At 38.9% G+C, this 14,575-nt stretch carries 12 protein-coding genes; all 12 read right to left on the reverse strand.

Features of this window, described 5'->3' with window-relative positions:
• Nucleotides 1–66: 66 nt before the first annotated feature.
• Nucleotides 67–1,722 (reverse strand): DUF4091 domain-containing protein, encoded by a 1,656-nt coding sequence (locus FAY30_RS21655; RefSeq protein ID WP_149871812.1) that lies wholly within the window; start codon nt 1,720–1,722, stop codon nt 67–69.
• A gap of 12 nt (nt 1,723–1,734) precedes the next feature.
• Complete coding sequence (locus FAY30_RS21660) at nt 1,735–2,484, reverse strand: sugar phosphate isomerase/epimerase family protein (RefSeq protein WP_149872813.1); 750 nt, start codon at nt 2,482–2,484, stop codon at nt 1,735–1,737.
• Nucleotides 2,485–2,513: 29 nt separating this feature from the next.
• Complete coding sequence (locus tag FAY30_RS21665; protein WP_149871813.1) at nt 2,514–3,479, reverse strand: aldo/keto reductase; 966 nt, start codon at nt 3,477–3,479, stop codon at nt 2,514–2,516.
• Nucleotides 3,480–3,500: 21 nt separating this feature from the next.
• Nucleotides 3,501–4,808, reverse strand: coding sequence for a PTS sugar transporter subunit IIC (locus tag FAY30_RS21670; protein ID WP_149871814.1), 1,308 nt, complete (start codon nt 4,806–4,808; stop codon nt 3,501–3,503).
• A gap of 16 nt (nt 4,809–4,824) precedes the next feature.
• Nucleotides 4,825–5,163, reverse strand: coding sequence for a PTS sugar transporter subunit IIB (locus tag FAY30_RS21675; RefSeq protein WP_149871815.1), 339 nt, complete (start codon nt 5,161–5,163; stop codon nt 4,825–4,827).
• Nucleotides 5,153–5,482, reverse strand: a complete 330-nt coding sequence (locus tag FAY30_RS21680) for a PTS lactose/cellobiose transporter subunit IIA (protein ID WP_149871816.1) — start codon at nt 5,480–5,482, stop codon at nt 5,153–5,155. Before FAY30_RS21680 ends, FAY30_RS21675 begins: the two co-directional genes overlap by 11 nt.
• 12 nt (nt 5,483–5,494) lie before the next feature.
• Nucleotides 5,495–7,528 (reverse strand): BglG family transcription antiterminator, encoded by a 2,034-nt coding sequence (locus tag FAY30_RS21685; RefSeq protein ID WP_149871817.1) that lies wholly within the window; start codon nt 7,526–7,528, stop codon nt 5,495–5,497.
• A gap of 92 nt (nt 7,529–7,620) precedes the next feature.
• Nucleotides 7,621–10,734, reverse strand: a complete 3,114-nt coding sequence (locus FAY30_RS21690; RefSeq protein ID WP_149871818.1) for an alpha-mannosidase — start codon at nt 10,732–10,734, stop codon at nt 7,621–7,623.
• Nucleotides 10,735–10,785: 51 nt separating this feature from the next.
• A complete protein-coding gene (locus FAY30_RS21695) occupies nt 10,786–11,385 on the reverse strand; it encodes a DUF624 domain-containing protein (protein WP_149871819.1) in 600 nt (199 codons plus the stop codon).
• A gap of 19 nt (nt 11,386–11,404) precedes the next feature.
• Nucleotides 11,405–12,232 carry a carbohydrate ABC transporter permease gene (locus FAY30_RS21700; RefSeq protein WP_149871820.1) on the reverse strand — a complete coding sequence of 276 codons (828 nt, stop codon included), beginning with the start codon at nt 12,230–12,232 and terminating at the stop codon, nt 11,405–11,407.
• Nucleotides 12,232–13,176 carry a carbohydrate ABC transporter permease gene (locus FAY30_RS21705; RefSeq protein WP_223820815.1) on the reverse strand — a complete coding sequence of 315 codons (945 nt, stop codon included), beginning with the start codon at nt 13,174–13,176 and terminating at the stop codon, nt 12,232–12,234. The genes FAY30_RS21700 and FAY30_RS21705 overlap by 1 nt, the downstream gene beginning before the upstream one ends.
• A 64-nt stretch (nt 13,177–13,240) precedes the next feature.
• Nucleotides 13,241–14,509, reverse strand: coding sequence for an ABC transporter substrate-binding protein (locus tag FAY30_RS21710; RefSeq protein ID WP_223820816.1), 1,269 nt, complete (start codon nt 14,507–14,509; stop codon nt 13,241–13,243).
• Nucleotides 14,510–14,575: the final 66 nt, after the last annotated feature.

Here is a 14,575-nt window from a genome sequence, read left to right on the forward strand (position 1 = left end):
CTATCCTATGAAAAAAGTTCAAACCAGTACAAAAAGAGCCACCGATACGATGGCAACATGAATAAACTAGATAGATTCAGCTATTTTTCTATTAATTTGTTCTCGGATACCCAACAACCAATCACTTTGACATGGGTATTGTTTAAACGTAATTGGATGTTCCAATTGATTTTCCAATAAAGAAATGACTTCATCTCTTCCTATCAGACCTTCCAATAATTTTAGTGCTCTTACATCCTGCAGGGCATCGAAAAAGACTTCGAGTCTGAGCGATTCAATCGGACCCTTTTCGCCGGGATACACTAAAAAGGCATCACCTGAAGGGAAGCTGATATCCGCATCCGTATTCTTAAACGGATCAATTGGTTTACGGGAATACTGCGAAAACCAAAAATTATAGCCCCAGTGCAGGAAACCCTTAATATCATGTTTATACAGCTGTAATCCAAGGATCCGCGTTCTGACAGATGGGAAGTTAAAAAATCGATTCGAAACCTCTTTATATTGGGCATTGCAATAATAGGTCCAAAGATTCGGTACACCCTGATCAAGAAATGGTTCGATATGGTCAGTCGCTGGAATCGGTTGTTTTACCAATCCTTTTTTATAAAATTCATAATCCGATAAGGCGTCAATAATAGGAAATTCCGCAAGATGGGTAAAGATCAATTCACTTGCACGCCTATAAGATTCCAAATGCTCCGTGTTTGGTTCATCAGAGATATGAAAGTAAACCTGCTTTTCTAGATGGTGATTTTTAATATATTTCACTAACTGCGGCAGGAACTGGGAAAGAAACAATTGATAATCCTCACCCGTTGCATCTGTATCCCAGCCGAAAATGGATTGCTCCTGACCGTCCATAACGGCGACAATTTTCGGGGCATGGTACGCCCCCCACTGAGTAAAAAAATGGGAGAACTCAAAGTATTGAATGCCACGATTTGAACAAATCTCTATCCAGCGTGTCAATTTGTCAAAAGAAAAACAATACTCATCTCCATGCTTTTCTACCCCGATTAATTGGACCGTAGGCCGTTCTCCACCTACCTCTGTATCAAGCGGAGGGGTAAACAATGGAGTAAGAATCATGTTGATTCCATGGTCAGCTGCGGTTTTTACATACTGGTCCACAAGTTCCCAATACCCCTCACTAAACACATCAACATCGTAGTAGACAGCCAAACAATCCGTATGAAACCATTCCGTATGAATCAATTGCTGTTGAGGCAATTCAACAGGAACCACCTCCAGCAGAAATTGTTCCTCCGCCAATTTGTCGCCATTTTCATTGTTAAAAACGATGGTAATTTCATGAATGCCCGGTTGATCCTTACTATCGATAGGAACGGTAAACCAGACAGAGCGCCATTGGTTTGGATAGCCAATCATTCCCTCTTCACCAATCGGATACAGGGGGTCTGGATATAACCCCGGCGCCGTCCGCAGAACCTGGTCATCATGGTCGTGAAAGCTAGGGTATTCCGATGGAACAAGTCCCACCATTCGAACTTGTACAGGAGTTTGAAAATCTGCTTTTACTTCCACACCGATATTTTTGATTGGTTCCCCTATAAATCGATAAGCAACTTGAAAAGAAAAAACTTCATTTTGCAATGAAGTTGCCCTGCTAAATGAAGGGTGCGTCAGCTCCTCATCAGCAAACACTTTTTCAAGGGAACTTAAACATCTTGTTTCAAAAGTAATATCGCTCCCGTTCATCTAACTCCCCCTCTACAATTCTTCTTCCAAGCTTACGAGATAATCAAATCCTCTTTTTAGGCTTTCGAAGATGCCGATTCTAGAATAATCTTGCTCCACACAATAATATTCAACTCCGTTTGCTTCTCCCCATTTAACAACGGACCTCATATCAATATCACCGCTGCCAACTTCCATTAAGTTGTTTTCCATATCGTTCACATCATATCCGGAACGATAATCTTTCAAATGGAGGATTGGAGCCCTTCCACTGTATTTCTTAATCGTTTCCACAGGATTTTCACCAGCGACCGTCATCCAATACGTATCTGGTTCTGGGTAAATGCATATCCCATTGACAGGGTCGGTAATATAATCCATGACTTTCCGGCCATCGACATCATTGTTGTAATCATACTCCGGATTATGAAGACCAACTCTAAAACCAAGCGGACTCAATTTTTGTGCCGCTGCCAGCAATACTTCTTTTGTCTTGCGGTAGCCTTGTTCGTTCTGTTCTTCATCATCAATATACTTGTCGTAAATCGTTTTACAGCCAAATAAATAGGCCTCTTCAATGATTCCATCTAAATCGTTAAAAAAACGATCATGCTTGATATGCATGCCTGCGACTCGTAATTGATATTCTTTAAGTAACCGGGCAACTTGAATCGGATCATTTCCTCTCATCCCATCAAGCTGGACAGCCTCAAAACCAATTTCCTTCAGTTTTCTTAAAGTCCCTTCAGCATCCTCTGCAAACTCCTTGCGGACAGAGTACATTTGCGCGGCAATCTTTGACGTTAAATTTTTCACGCTAGCTCATCTCTTTTCAAATCCAAGTAATGGATCTCTTCTGGAGTAAGTTCAATAGATGCACCTGAAATGGAAGAAACTAATTCATTCTTATTTTCTGAACCAATCAGTGCGGCAGTAGGAAATGATTGATTTAATACATAGGATAAAGCAATTTGAATCGGTGATGCCTGTTTCTTCTCCGCCAATACTTTAGCGCGGCTGTATCTTTCCCAGTTTTCCTCGCTATAATAAACTTCCACCATTTCTTGATCGTCAAGAATTTCTGGAGCAAAACGTCCTGAGAAGAAGCCGCCTGCTTGACTGGACCAAGAAAATAACGGGAGGCCTGTTTCTTCATGCCATTTCACCATGTCACTGTTCGCGGACACGCAATTTTCCCAGCGTGGCTTTAATGGCTTAGCCAGGCTTAAATTAGGACTGTTGAAGCTAAGCCGTGTCAATCTATTTTCCTTTGCATAGTTATCTGCCTCGATGATTCGATCTATTTCCCAATTGGATAACCCGATGGCGTAAATTCTTCCTGCTTCAACTTGTTTATGAAGAGCTTCCATAATCGGGCCAACCGGTTTTGTTGGATCATCTCTATGCAATGCATAAAGTTCAACGTGGTCGGTTTTTAAATATTCCAAGCTCGTCATTAAATCTTCTTCAATTGCTTCAGGGGTTACTCTTGGCTGGTGAGGATTTTCCCTTACAGGATGGCAACCTTTTGTTAATATATTCAACTTGTCCCGATTGCCTCTCATTTCCATCCATATTCCCAATGCCTTTTCACTATGACGATAATGTCTTGCCGTATCAAAGGTATTGCCGCCATGAGCCATATATTCATCTAAAACAGGTGCGGCAAATTCCATATTATCAAGTCTCAGGAAATCCCCAGATCCCAAAACAATATTTGAGCAAGTCAGGGTAATAGGCTGATGATTTCTGGTCCCATTGACAGTAATAGATTTCATTTTTTCTTCCTCCCATGCTGTTTAAAAATCTAAATCAAGTTCTGCATACCGATCGTTATCTTGATTATTTTGCTCTTCCATGACGCTTTTTTCATAAAGCTTAAAGAAAGGGTAATACATAATGACCGCGAGTATGAAGACAACGATCATCATAATTAACGCCCGCCAGTCCATTGTGGACAAAACCTGTGCAATAGGGATGGGTGCATCGGCCACATGAACAACGGGAAAGTTCACAAATCCCCACTTAAAAATATACCATTGTAAGGTAGCCAATATTGGCGTTCCAATCACAAAAGGAATAAACAAATAGATATTAAATGCGATCGGCAGGCCGTAGAGAATCGGTTCCGTAATCGAAAACAAACTTGGAATAACGGATGTTTTACCAACACTTTTAATCTCGTTCACTTTACTGCCTAATGCTAAGAGGACAAGGGCTCCAGCAATCCCTGCCCCTGATAAACTAGCAAAGTAATCCCAGAAGTTTGGAGTGAAAATATATTCCGGTGTCCCCCCGTTCATCACGGCCGATAGGTCTTCTCCTAAATAGAAGGTGGCGAACGGCAGAATAAAACCGGCTAGAACGGCATACCCATTGATACCAATAAACCAAAACAGCATTTCCAAGAATACGAGAATAAAGACCATAACTGGTGTATCAATCGATTCAATCCCCCAAAACAGGTAATGAAAGATCCATTCCGACACATTAGTCTGCTTTGTCGTAGTTTCAATCAATAGATTGATAGCCAAGAAGGCAGCCGAAAGTAATACAACAGGCATGACGAATTGGAATGTATGAACACTGCCTTCTGGGATGTGTTTAAATTTAGCGGTTAAATTATATTTCGTACATTTGTTTAATACTTCCACCGTCAATAACGACACAATTAAAGCAATTAGGAAGCCCCCCGTATCAAAATTCCCATAATTAATTCCAGTCGGGGTAATCCCGCCAACAGCAACCCCGACAATAAAAACGCTGGAAAAAATCGATGGGATGATGGGGGCATCAATCCTTCTAGCATGACGATACGATACAGACACGGCTGCATAGATCGACAGCATCCCGAATGTCAGTTGTACCGGAATATTCAATAGATCTAGCTTCAGAGGACCTAATAACCCAAAGTTTTTCTGTAAGTATTGTAAAATGAACGAAATAACAAAGAAAAACGATCCAATGAGTAAGACTGCTGTTAAGTCCTGCATTCCATTTTTGATGGAAGCTAAATGTTTTTGCTTCTCCAGTCTCCCCGCGAAGGGTGCAATTGCCTTTTGAATGGTGGGGATTCGTTTGTCTATAAAGCTAAGGAGTGATTTCATTGAAACGAACTCCCTATTAATTAACCCTTTGTGAATTCATGACAATTGCTTGTTTAATAATATTCCCCGCATTCATCGTTCCATAATCTTTGCTATTAATAATTTCGATTGGTTTTTGATGAGCATCTGCCAATTCCTTTAGTTCATCAAAGCGATGGCCGATTTGCGGACCAAGAAGCATCACATCGAAATGAGCAATATGTTCGTTTAATTCTCCTGCCGGATGAGCTTCTATTTTAATATCCTTGTCTTTTAGTTTTTCACTGTTGTTGACAACCTCTTTCATCTTGGACACTAAAATGCCAGTGGATGCTCCTAAATTACAAAGCAATAGAATGTGCAGTTTATTGTTCATTGCAAACCAACTCCTTCTTTAAAGTGTTGAACATAAGAATCATTTCTTTCACAATGGTTGACATTAAAATGGTATTCATTAACGTATCCTGAGCATGAATTAATAACACAGAGAATTCATTTGGAACGCCATTTGCTTCATTGACAATTAAACTAGTTTGTAAGTTATGGGCTTCATTCATTAATATTTCGGAGTTTTTAATATTTTCTTCCGCCAGTTCCAGTTTCCCGTTCCGGGCATGTTCCAGCGCCTTTACAAGAATTGAAAATGCTTCTCCTGCTTTTGAAATCATTTCAAATGAGATTTGCTCATTCACCATTAAAACCACCCCTTAGCTGTATAGTGTTGCAGAAACCAAATCATATATTTCTCTATTTGATTGTAATTGAATTAACCTTTCCACTTTCTCATCATCCAATGCCAGCTTTGCGATATTTTCCACGAGCATATGAGTATCTTTCGATTTAAAAGCTAACGTAATAATTAATTTAATTGGCTTTTCAAATCGATCATTGATATCGATTCCATTTGGTAAAATGGTGATCGAGATGGAATCCTGTATTACCCCGTCCTCCATACCTGCATGGGCAAGCATAACCCCTGGTGCGACAACCATATAAGGACCAAACTTTCGCAAGTTAGTAATGATTTTTTGCTCGTAGGTTTCACTAATTAACCCTTTATCGATTAATGCACGTGTCCCCGCTTTGATGGCCAAATCCCATCGGTTGGTTGGAATGCTTTTTTCCCTCGTGATATAGGATTCGTCAAAATAAATTTTCGGGATTTCTTTTTTAGGAGCCCTTGCATCATCTTTCGAAAGGATGTTAATTAAGTCCAATTCCAGCTTACTCAAATTTGTAATGTTGGTATTTGCCCGGATTGTTTGCATGATTAAATTAAATTTATCTAACTCGTTTTTCTCATTCATCACGAGTTTTAAGCTTAAATGTTGCTGCAGGACTTCCAAATCCTTTTTCCGCAAGTAATTATTAACCTTTAATATTTTGGAAGACTGAATATCCGGCAAATCAACCGTAGAAATAATAAAATCATATTGATTGAGATGCTCTTTGCTAAATTCCCGTACAGGTAAGGTTTTTACTTCCTCATATTCAAATATTTTCTTAATCTGCGTGCTGATCATTTGCGAAATCGCTAAGCCTTCCACACAGACAATTAATATTCTGGCCTTTTTCACCTTACGATCTTCCTGCCTGCGGATCTCTGATGCAAAGTAGATCGCAATAAAGGAAATCTCTTGATCTCCAATGCTAATCCCCAAATATTTCTCTGCATTGTTGCAGGCTGCTTTTGTCGCTAAAAATAGCTCTTTATAGTCCGAAACAAAATCGTGAAAAATCGGATTTTGGACAACGATTGATTGCTTCACCCGTTTCACCATTGCCTCAATATGTGCTTTTAATTGCGAGATAAAAGCAGGATTAGCTTTGAAATCAACGTGATACGCCCTGCATATATGGTCAATAATTTCTTCAAGAAATTTCGCAATCGTTTGATCATCACTATGATCGGAATGGCTTCTCATATTTTCAATAATCGTTAATAGAAGCGCCCCATGTTCGGACTTCTCTTGGCGCTGTTGAATAAAGTCATTAAAATGCCAATCAGCATTTTCTTGGAGGATTTTCATCACGACAATTAATAATAAGACATAATTACGGTCATCTAAGACTTTCCCTGCATATTTTTCGATATTCCGGCATTCCAGCAAGGCCTGATGCAAAATATCCAAATCAAGCAGATTAAATAACACCAATTCCGCCTGCTTCGAGAAAACATTATCATTATTGAGTACAAAGCTATAGATTTCCCGAATGTTAATTAACTCCATTAACACTCTTGTAAAAAAATTATATTTTTTTACTTGTGGACCGGAAATGGTGAAGCCTTTTCTCGTATGATGAACCAATGACAAATTCTCGTTTAGGAGCATTTCTTCGATCTCGCTTAAATTGTTTAACACGGTCGTCCGGGAAATAAAGAGAATATCCTCAAATTCCGCAACCGGGACAATTTCGTCGCTAATTAACAATTTAAGCAAGATAAAACTTTGAATCTCTTTCTTTGAGTACTTATATTCACGTATCGTCGTGTATTGGTTGAAGGCTTGGAGCTGCCCCTTAAGCCCCGCCTTCTCCATTATGATAATTCCTTTTTTCGGATTTTTCCTAATTACATCTAAATGATTTTTCATTAAATACTTTTCAATATTATTGATGTCATACCTTACTTGTCTTTCTGTGAGATGTAAATGTTCAGAGATATTCTTATAGGTCATAAATTCTTCTTGGACAAGTAAGAATTCCAATATTTGCAGCTCTCTTTGCTTCAATCTCACCATGATGCCTACCCCCTAGGTACATAATAAATATGGAAAAGCACCAAAACAATCTTACTTATAACCATTTTTGACAGCTAAATCGCTGAAAAATATTATACTGTGAACAGTAAAGTTTTAATTTCGAATGGTTTCACTGTTACATCCACTTCGTTTGTGGATACCAGATCACCAATTGGATTTTCCATTAAATCGGTTTCCGTCCAAGAACTGAATGGGAAATTAGCTTTGAACGTCACTTTTTGTGTGCCGCCGGTATAATCATGGAATCTGACAATCACTCCATCGGAATTTTCTGCCTTCTTAATCGCATCAATCAAGATTTTTGGTTCATTCATAAAAGTAATAAGCTGTTGTTGAACAAAAGGTACCGTTCCAGATACTGCCTCTAGCGGGCAATTGACCGCCCAAGCCTCTTGGACCGTATTCGCTTGAATAAAGTCACCGCTATGTGGATACAGGCTATAGGTAAATTCATGCTCGCCCACATCTGCAGTCGGGTCTGGATCAATAGCTCCCTTTAATAATGTTAGTCGGATGACATTATCTTTAATGTCATGACCATATTTCGAGTCATTCAATAAACTCACACCAAATTGATATTCAGATAGGTCGACCCATTGATGGGCAACTGATTCAAATCGTGCCATATCCCAGCTTGTGTTCCAATGTGTCGGCCGCTTCACATTCCCGAATTGGATATCATAGGTTGCTTCTGTTGTTCTTACGTTGACTGGGAACGCTACTTTCAATAATTGCTGGCGTTCATTCCAATTTACCTTTGTCTTAAAATCAATTCTCTTTGATTTTGAACTTACGATCATCGTTTGAGTGATGGCAGATTTGCCAAATTGATAGGTAAATTCAATTTCAACAAACAGGGAATTCTTTTCCTTCACCGTGATGGCATCAGCAGCGATTTCCTTCATTTTTTCGCTATAGTAAATATCGATATCCCATGCATCAAAGTTCATTGGCTTATCTTCGAAAAGCTGGAATACATTTCCTTTACCTGCAAGTACTTCTCTTCCCGTTTCTTTATCTAAGAGACCGACTAATTGGCCGTCGGTATTCCACTCAATCACGTAGAATGGCGTTTCCACCTTTCGCTCTTCTACAATAAATACCTCTGTTTCAGCAGTAGCTTCCTTCGTGTTGAACCCTTTGATGGTTTCATAGCCCAAAGAAGGTATATTTGGCACATACACACGGTAACCGTCCGCTAGTTCAACCGATTCTAACGGCTGATTGGCATGATTGACAAAACGTAACCCTGCAGTTGTTTCAGGAATGAACACAAAGTCGCTGCGCTCCCACGCATTGCTATTAAAAATGTTCCATTCGTTTGATTGATTGTTTACTATTTTACAACGGAATTCCTCGTTAATACGCTCTAGAATTTCTGTTGCCACGCCGTACTCTATTCTCGCATCCTCATATACCTCATGGATAGAGGAGCCTGGAATAATATCATGGAACTGATTGCGGAGAATAATCTCCCAGCCGTCATGCAGCTTGTCCATTGGATACTCATACTGACTATTCTCTTTTAATGCCCATAATCTTAAAAACTCTGCTTCCCTGTACCCTAACTCCAGTTTCCGGTTAAATTTCTTAACGAACGCTTGAGAAGTATACGTTCCGCGATGGTACTCCAGATACAGTTCCCCGTCCCATGTATGAACATATTCATCCGTATTTTCTACCGTCTCACGCAGATTTTCAAAGTATTGCTTAGCGGAACCTGTCTTCACATGCGGCAGTCCTGGGATTTTATCCAAACGTCTTCGCTGTTCCAGCATTTCCCGATTCACACCGCCGCCGCCATCCCCGTGGCCATAGCAGACAAGCATTTCTTGATTAATATTCTTATCAATATAGTTATCATAGACGCCTTTTACCGTCTTTGGCTCTAATACACCGTTATACGTATAATGGAAGGAATCGGTCCCATAATCTTCAGGTTCAGGTGTTGTAATAAAATGGGTTAAGATTTTGCTTCCATCAATACCCTTCCACCAAAACGTGTCATGCGGCATCCGATTAAATTGATTCCAGCTGATCTTCGTTGTCATAAAGGCTTTTAGATTGGACTTCACCAAAATTTGCGGCAATGCCCATGAATAGCCGAAAACATCTGGCAGCCATAAGAAGTTCGGTTCTTTATCAAATTCATTTTTCATGAACTGTGTTCCGTGCAATAACTGTCTGACAATCGATTCGCCCGATGGTATATTACAATCCGCTTCTAGCCACATTCCTCCGTCAATTTCCCAAGAACCATCGGCCACTCTTTGCTTAATTTGCTCATAGATTTCCGGATAATCCTTTTTCATATAGGAATATAATTGCGGCTGTGACTGCAAGAAATAGTAGTCCGGATAACGTTCCATTAAACGCAACACAGTCGAAAACGATCTTGCCGCCTTTTCTCTCGTATGTTTCAATCTCCATAACCAGGCTACATCGATATGCGTGTGTCCAATCGCAGTCACCGTTACAGGTGTATGCTTGTCCAGTTTCTCAATCTCACGCTGCATCGTATCATTTGCCTCGATACAGGATTGATAAAAGGACTCACTTCCAGGTTCAGACCAATCAATACATGTAAATGTCTTTGCCAATGCTTTTTCTAAAATCACTTTATTTGGATCATTTTTATCAAGAATCTGTGCCGTTTCCAAAACCATTTTGGCCGTATAATATAAATCATCCACATCTGGCTGTAAGCTTGCAATATCGCTATATTTAAAGTCATGCTTGATGGTTCTTGGCGGACCGCCGCCTTCTAACCCTGACCATAATTTCAAACTCAAATCGATCGTCGTTCCATAGAATCGTTTATCGATAAATACTTCTTTATGATTCGCATCTACTCCTTGATAGGGAACGCCATTGATAAACAGCAAAGATTCAAAACCTGAGTTGGTTCCTCCATCAGTTTTCCCGAAATTAAACAGTAAAACGAATTCGTCGTCTTTTGAATCAGGAATAGACAATTTGCTAGAAAGCCAAATGTAATAGTCTCTGCCTGACCATGTTTCGCCGCGGCGGAACACATTCCATGTTTCATCTACTTTAGGCGGATATTTTTCTGATTTTGTTTCGTCTTCTTTATAAAACCATTCATTAATCCCTTCGCGATTTTGGTACCGATAGTCATTTAATTCTTCAATCCTGCTTTTTACTTTATCAAGCATGTAAAACATTTAGCACACACCTTCCAGTAACTATTTGAAGCTTATTTTAGCTGTGGGAATCTATGGAGTAAGCAGGGCCTGGCCAGCTGCATTCCATATTTTCCTCCCAAACCTTTGATGGATAAAACTTACTGTACCGATCATAACGATCATGATCGGAGGAAAGATAATACACGATAGAACTAAGACCACATAACAGATTCCTATAGAGAATGAATAGGGAAATTTAACAAAAGTCATAATTAAGCTATTTTTTAGCATTTCTTTCATGGAACGTTCCTTATCGGGCATCACAATCATATAATTGATCGCACTTAACGTGATCACCAGCAAGAAAAAGGCAGTAATAGAATAGATGAAAATACTCATCGAATGAGCAGCTGTTCGGGCAATTTCGATATTGACCAGCCCAATGAAATAGAATAAACATAAAATGAGCTCACCGATCAAGCCTTTGAAAAATATGGCCTTAAATGAGATAAAGAACAGCCGAAACACATTTTCTGACACTTGACCTGCCTGCTTTTTCCGAAAGACTTGTATCCCTGCAGAAAAAGAAGCCAGCATTGTAACCACGGGTAAAGAAAATACTAGAATTACTAAACTCAATAGTATGATGTCCATTACTTTATCCAGCCATAACCAAAGTTTCCCTTTCATCCTACTCTCTCTCCTTTCCTTACTCTTTAACAGCACCGTCCGTAATACCAGCCATCAGCTGTCTGCTAAAGAATACAAATAAAATTAATACCGGTACCACACTTATTAATGTACCTGTGATTACAAGTGGATAGTTGGTAAAATATAATCCTTGTAATCTAGTTAACGCCAGCGAAATCACATATTTTGTTTCATCATTTAAGATAATTAATGGCCATGTATAATCGTTCCAAGCCCCAATAAAGGTGTAAATGGCTAAGAAGGACATGGCAGGCTTTAAGATTGGAACACCAATTCTCCAATAAGTTCCAAATTTTCCACACCCGTCAATCGTTGCGGCCTCAATAATACTATCTGGAATTGCATTTTCACAATATTGCTTAATCCAGAATATACCGAATGCATTGGCCATTCCAGGTATAATCAAGGCCTTATAGGAACCGACCCAGCCAAAGAAATCCATCATGATAAATTGCGGGATAATGTTGATTTGCCCAGGAATCATCATCGTAGCCAATAACGCGACAAACAAGAATTTTTTTCCTTTGAACTTCATTTTGGCAAAGGTATAACCTGCTAGGGAATCAAAGAAAAGCACCAATGTCGTGGCAACCACGGCATAAAATAATGTATTTAAAAAGGCTTGAAAAAAGTTTGTTTCTGTAAAAACAATATTAATATTCTCCATTAAATGGGTACCAAGGGTGATATGAGGCGGAATCGCGAAAATCTCACTATTGGTTCTACTTGCCATCACAATCATCCAGTAAAAAGGGAATAATGAGAAAATGGCACCAATGATTAAGATAACTTTAATAACAATATTGGAAAGTGATAGTTTCTTCATTAGTCATCCTCCCCCTTGATTCTGTATGATGTTAAGTACCAGTTGATTAAGGAAATGATTAGTATGATGGCAACTAATCCCCACGTAATGGCAGATCCATAACCATATCTATTTTGTAAGAAAGCCGTTTGATAGATATAGTACACAATCGTTAATGACCCACCTTCTGCAGTGGCATTGGTTGGCACTAATACTTGCGCTTCGGCAAATACTTGTAAACCGCCAATAGTCGACATAATCACAGTAAATAGAATAATTGGTTTTAACAATGGGATCGTAATCTTAGTAAACAATTGATATTTAGAAGCCCCATCAATGATGGCTGCTTCATAATAATCAGCCGGAATCCTTTGTAAGCCGCTATAGTAAATAATCATGTTGTACCCTAAGTACTGCCACATACCAACTAAAGCAATGACGATCCGGACCCAAAATGGACTATCGATAAAAGCAATTGGCTCCTTCCCGAACATTTCCAAAACAGCATTGATCAATCCGCTTTGATTCGAGAAGATAAGGCCAAATAGGATAGTGACAGCTACAACCGATGTAACATATGGCAAGAAAAAGGTTGTTTTAAAAAATTCCTTACGCTTAACAAACTGAAGATTAATGAGGAAGGCGAGCACTAAGGCGAGCACTAGCATTGGAACTGTTTGAATGACCCAAATAATCAACGTATTTTTAATCGATAGCCAAAAGTCTGTATCCGCCATTAACTTCTGAAAGTTTTCTAATCCAGTAAACTGTACATCCCCGATACCATCCCATTGACTAAATGCTAGTATTCCAGAGAATACAATCGGAAATAGGCCAAAAATAAGGAAAAGTATATAAAAAGGAGATATAAATAAATAAGGAGTTACTTTATCGGCAAAGCTTCTTAATGTTCGTTTCTTCTTATTGCTCTTGTCATCTGGCATATTATTCGTAATAGCCTCCATGTTTTTCACCTCATATAAAGAGAATAGAGATTAAGCATAAAATATGCTTAATCTCACCCTTTCCTTACAATCCTTCTGCTTTTTTCACTGCATCTTTCCAAGCTTTTTCAGGATCCTTACCTTGTGTTTCAACTAAGGTGATTTGATCTTCAAAATATCTGAATGCTGATGTATCTCTAGGATCTCTATACACATAAGTAATGTTATTAGCAGCATCAATAAAGTACTCGTTGATTTCTTGACCGCCAAAGAAGTCATCTTTATTCACCATTTCTGGTTTGTCATAGATCGATTTCAATGAAGGGAAAAGGCTATTTTCAGTTAAGTTAGATAATTGACTAGCTTCGTTTGTTAAGAATTTCACTACTTCAACAGCCTCTTTAGGATGTTTGGTATTTCCTAATACAGCTAAATACGATCCGCCTTGGTTTGAATAGCCGCCAGGGGTTTTCGCAATACGCCATTTACCAGCTGACTTATCAGCATCCTTAACGTCCATTACACCCCAAGAAGCACCAATATAAGCACCGTACATTCCTTCGTTAATCGCATTTACATTGTCAATGGAATTTGATTTTGTTCCCAATGTGTAACCTTCATTAATCGCTTTTACAACAAAATCCCATTCCTTTTTCAACTTTCCGTCAGCTAAGATTAATTTTCCGTCTTCATTATACATACCAGAATCAAGTGCTCTGTATCGTTCCCCAAGAATTCCAACAGCGGAAAGGAACATTGGCTTATCAATCTTTTCTTTCATTTGTTTTGCAGCAGCTAAATAATCATCTGTGGTAACAATTTTCGCGGAAACTTCTTTAGGATCTGTCGGTAATCCTGCTTCTTTAAACAAATCCTCGCGATAGAATAATCCAGTAGGACCAATATCCAAAGGCATAGCAATCATGCTTTTCTTATCACCCGTTTTGGCAGATTCCCATTTCCACTCAACATACTGGTCAGCCAGATCATTTGCACCATAATCTAATAAGTTCACAAACTTATTAGCATACGGCAGGAAGTCTTGAATATTGCTGTTAACTGTTGCAATATCCGGCGCTGATTTTGAATTCAGGCTTGTTTTTAACTTTACATCATAGTTACTATCTGCCGGTAATTCCACAAAGTCTAAATTGTATTTTGGAAAGTTCTTTTTAGCTGCATCAATCGAACCTTTACTGATGGCACCCACATAATAATGAATAGTTAAATTCGTTTTGCCATCTGAAGATTTGCTGCTTGCCTTGTCAGATGAACCACATCCAGCTAAAGCGAACATTAAAACTAGTAAACCACTGAAAAGATATAAAAACTTATTCCTTTTTCTGTTACCCATTGCCTTTTACCCTCCTAATGTACTTATAAATTGCAATCTATCAAATAAATTGATTACATCTTAATA

It is taken from the genome of Bacillus sp. S3 (assembly GCF_005154805.1).
Taxonomy (GTDB): Bacteria; Bacillota; Bacilli; order Bacillales; family Cytobacillaceae; genus Neobacillus.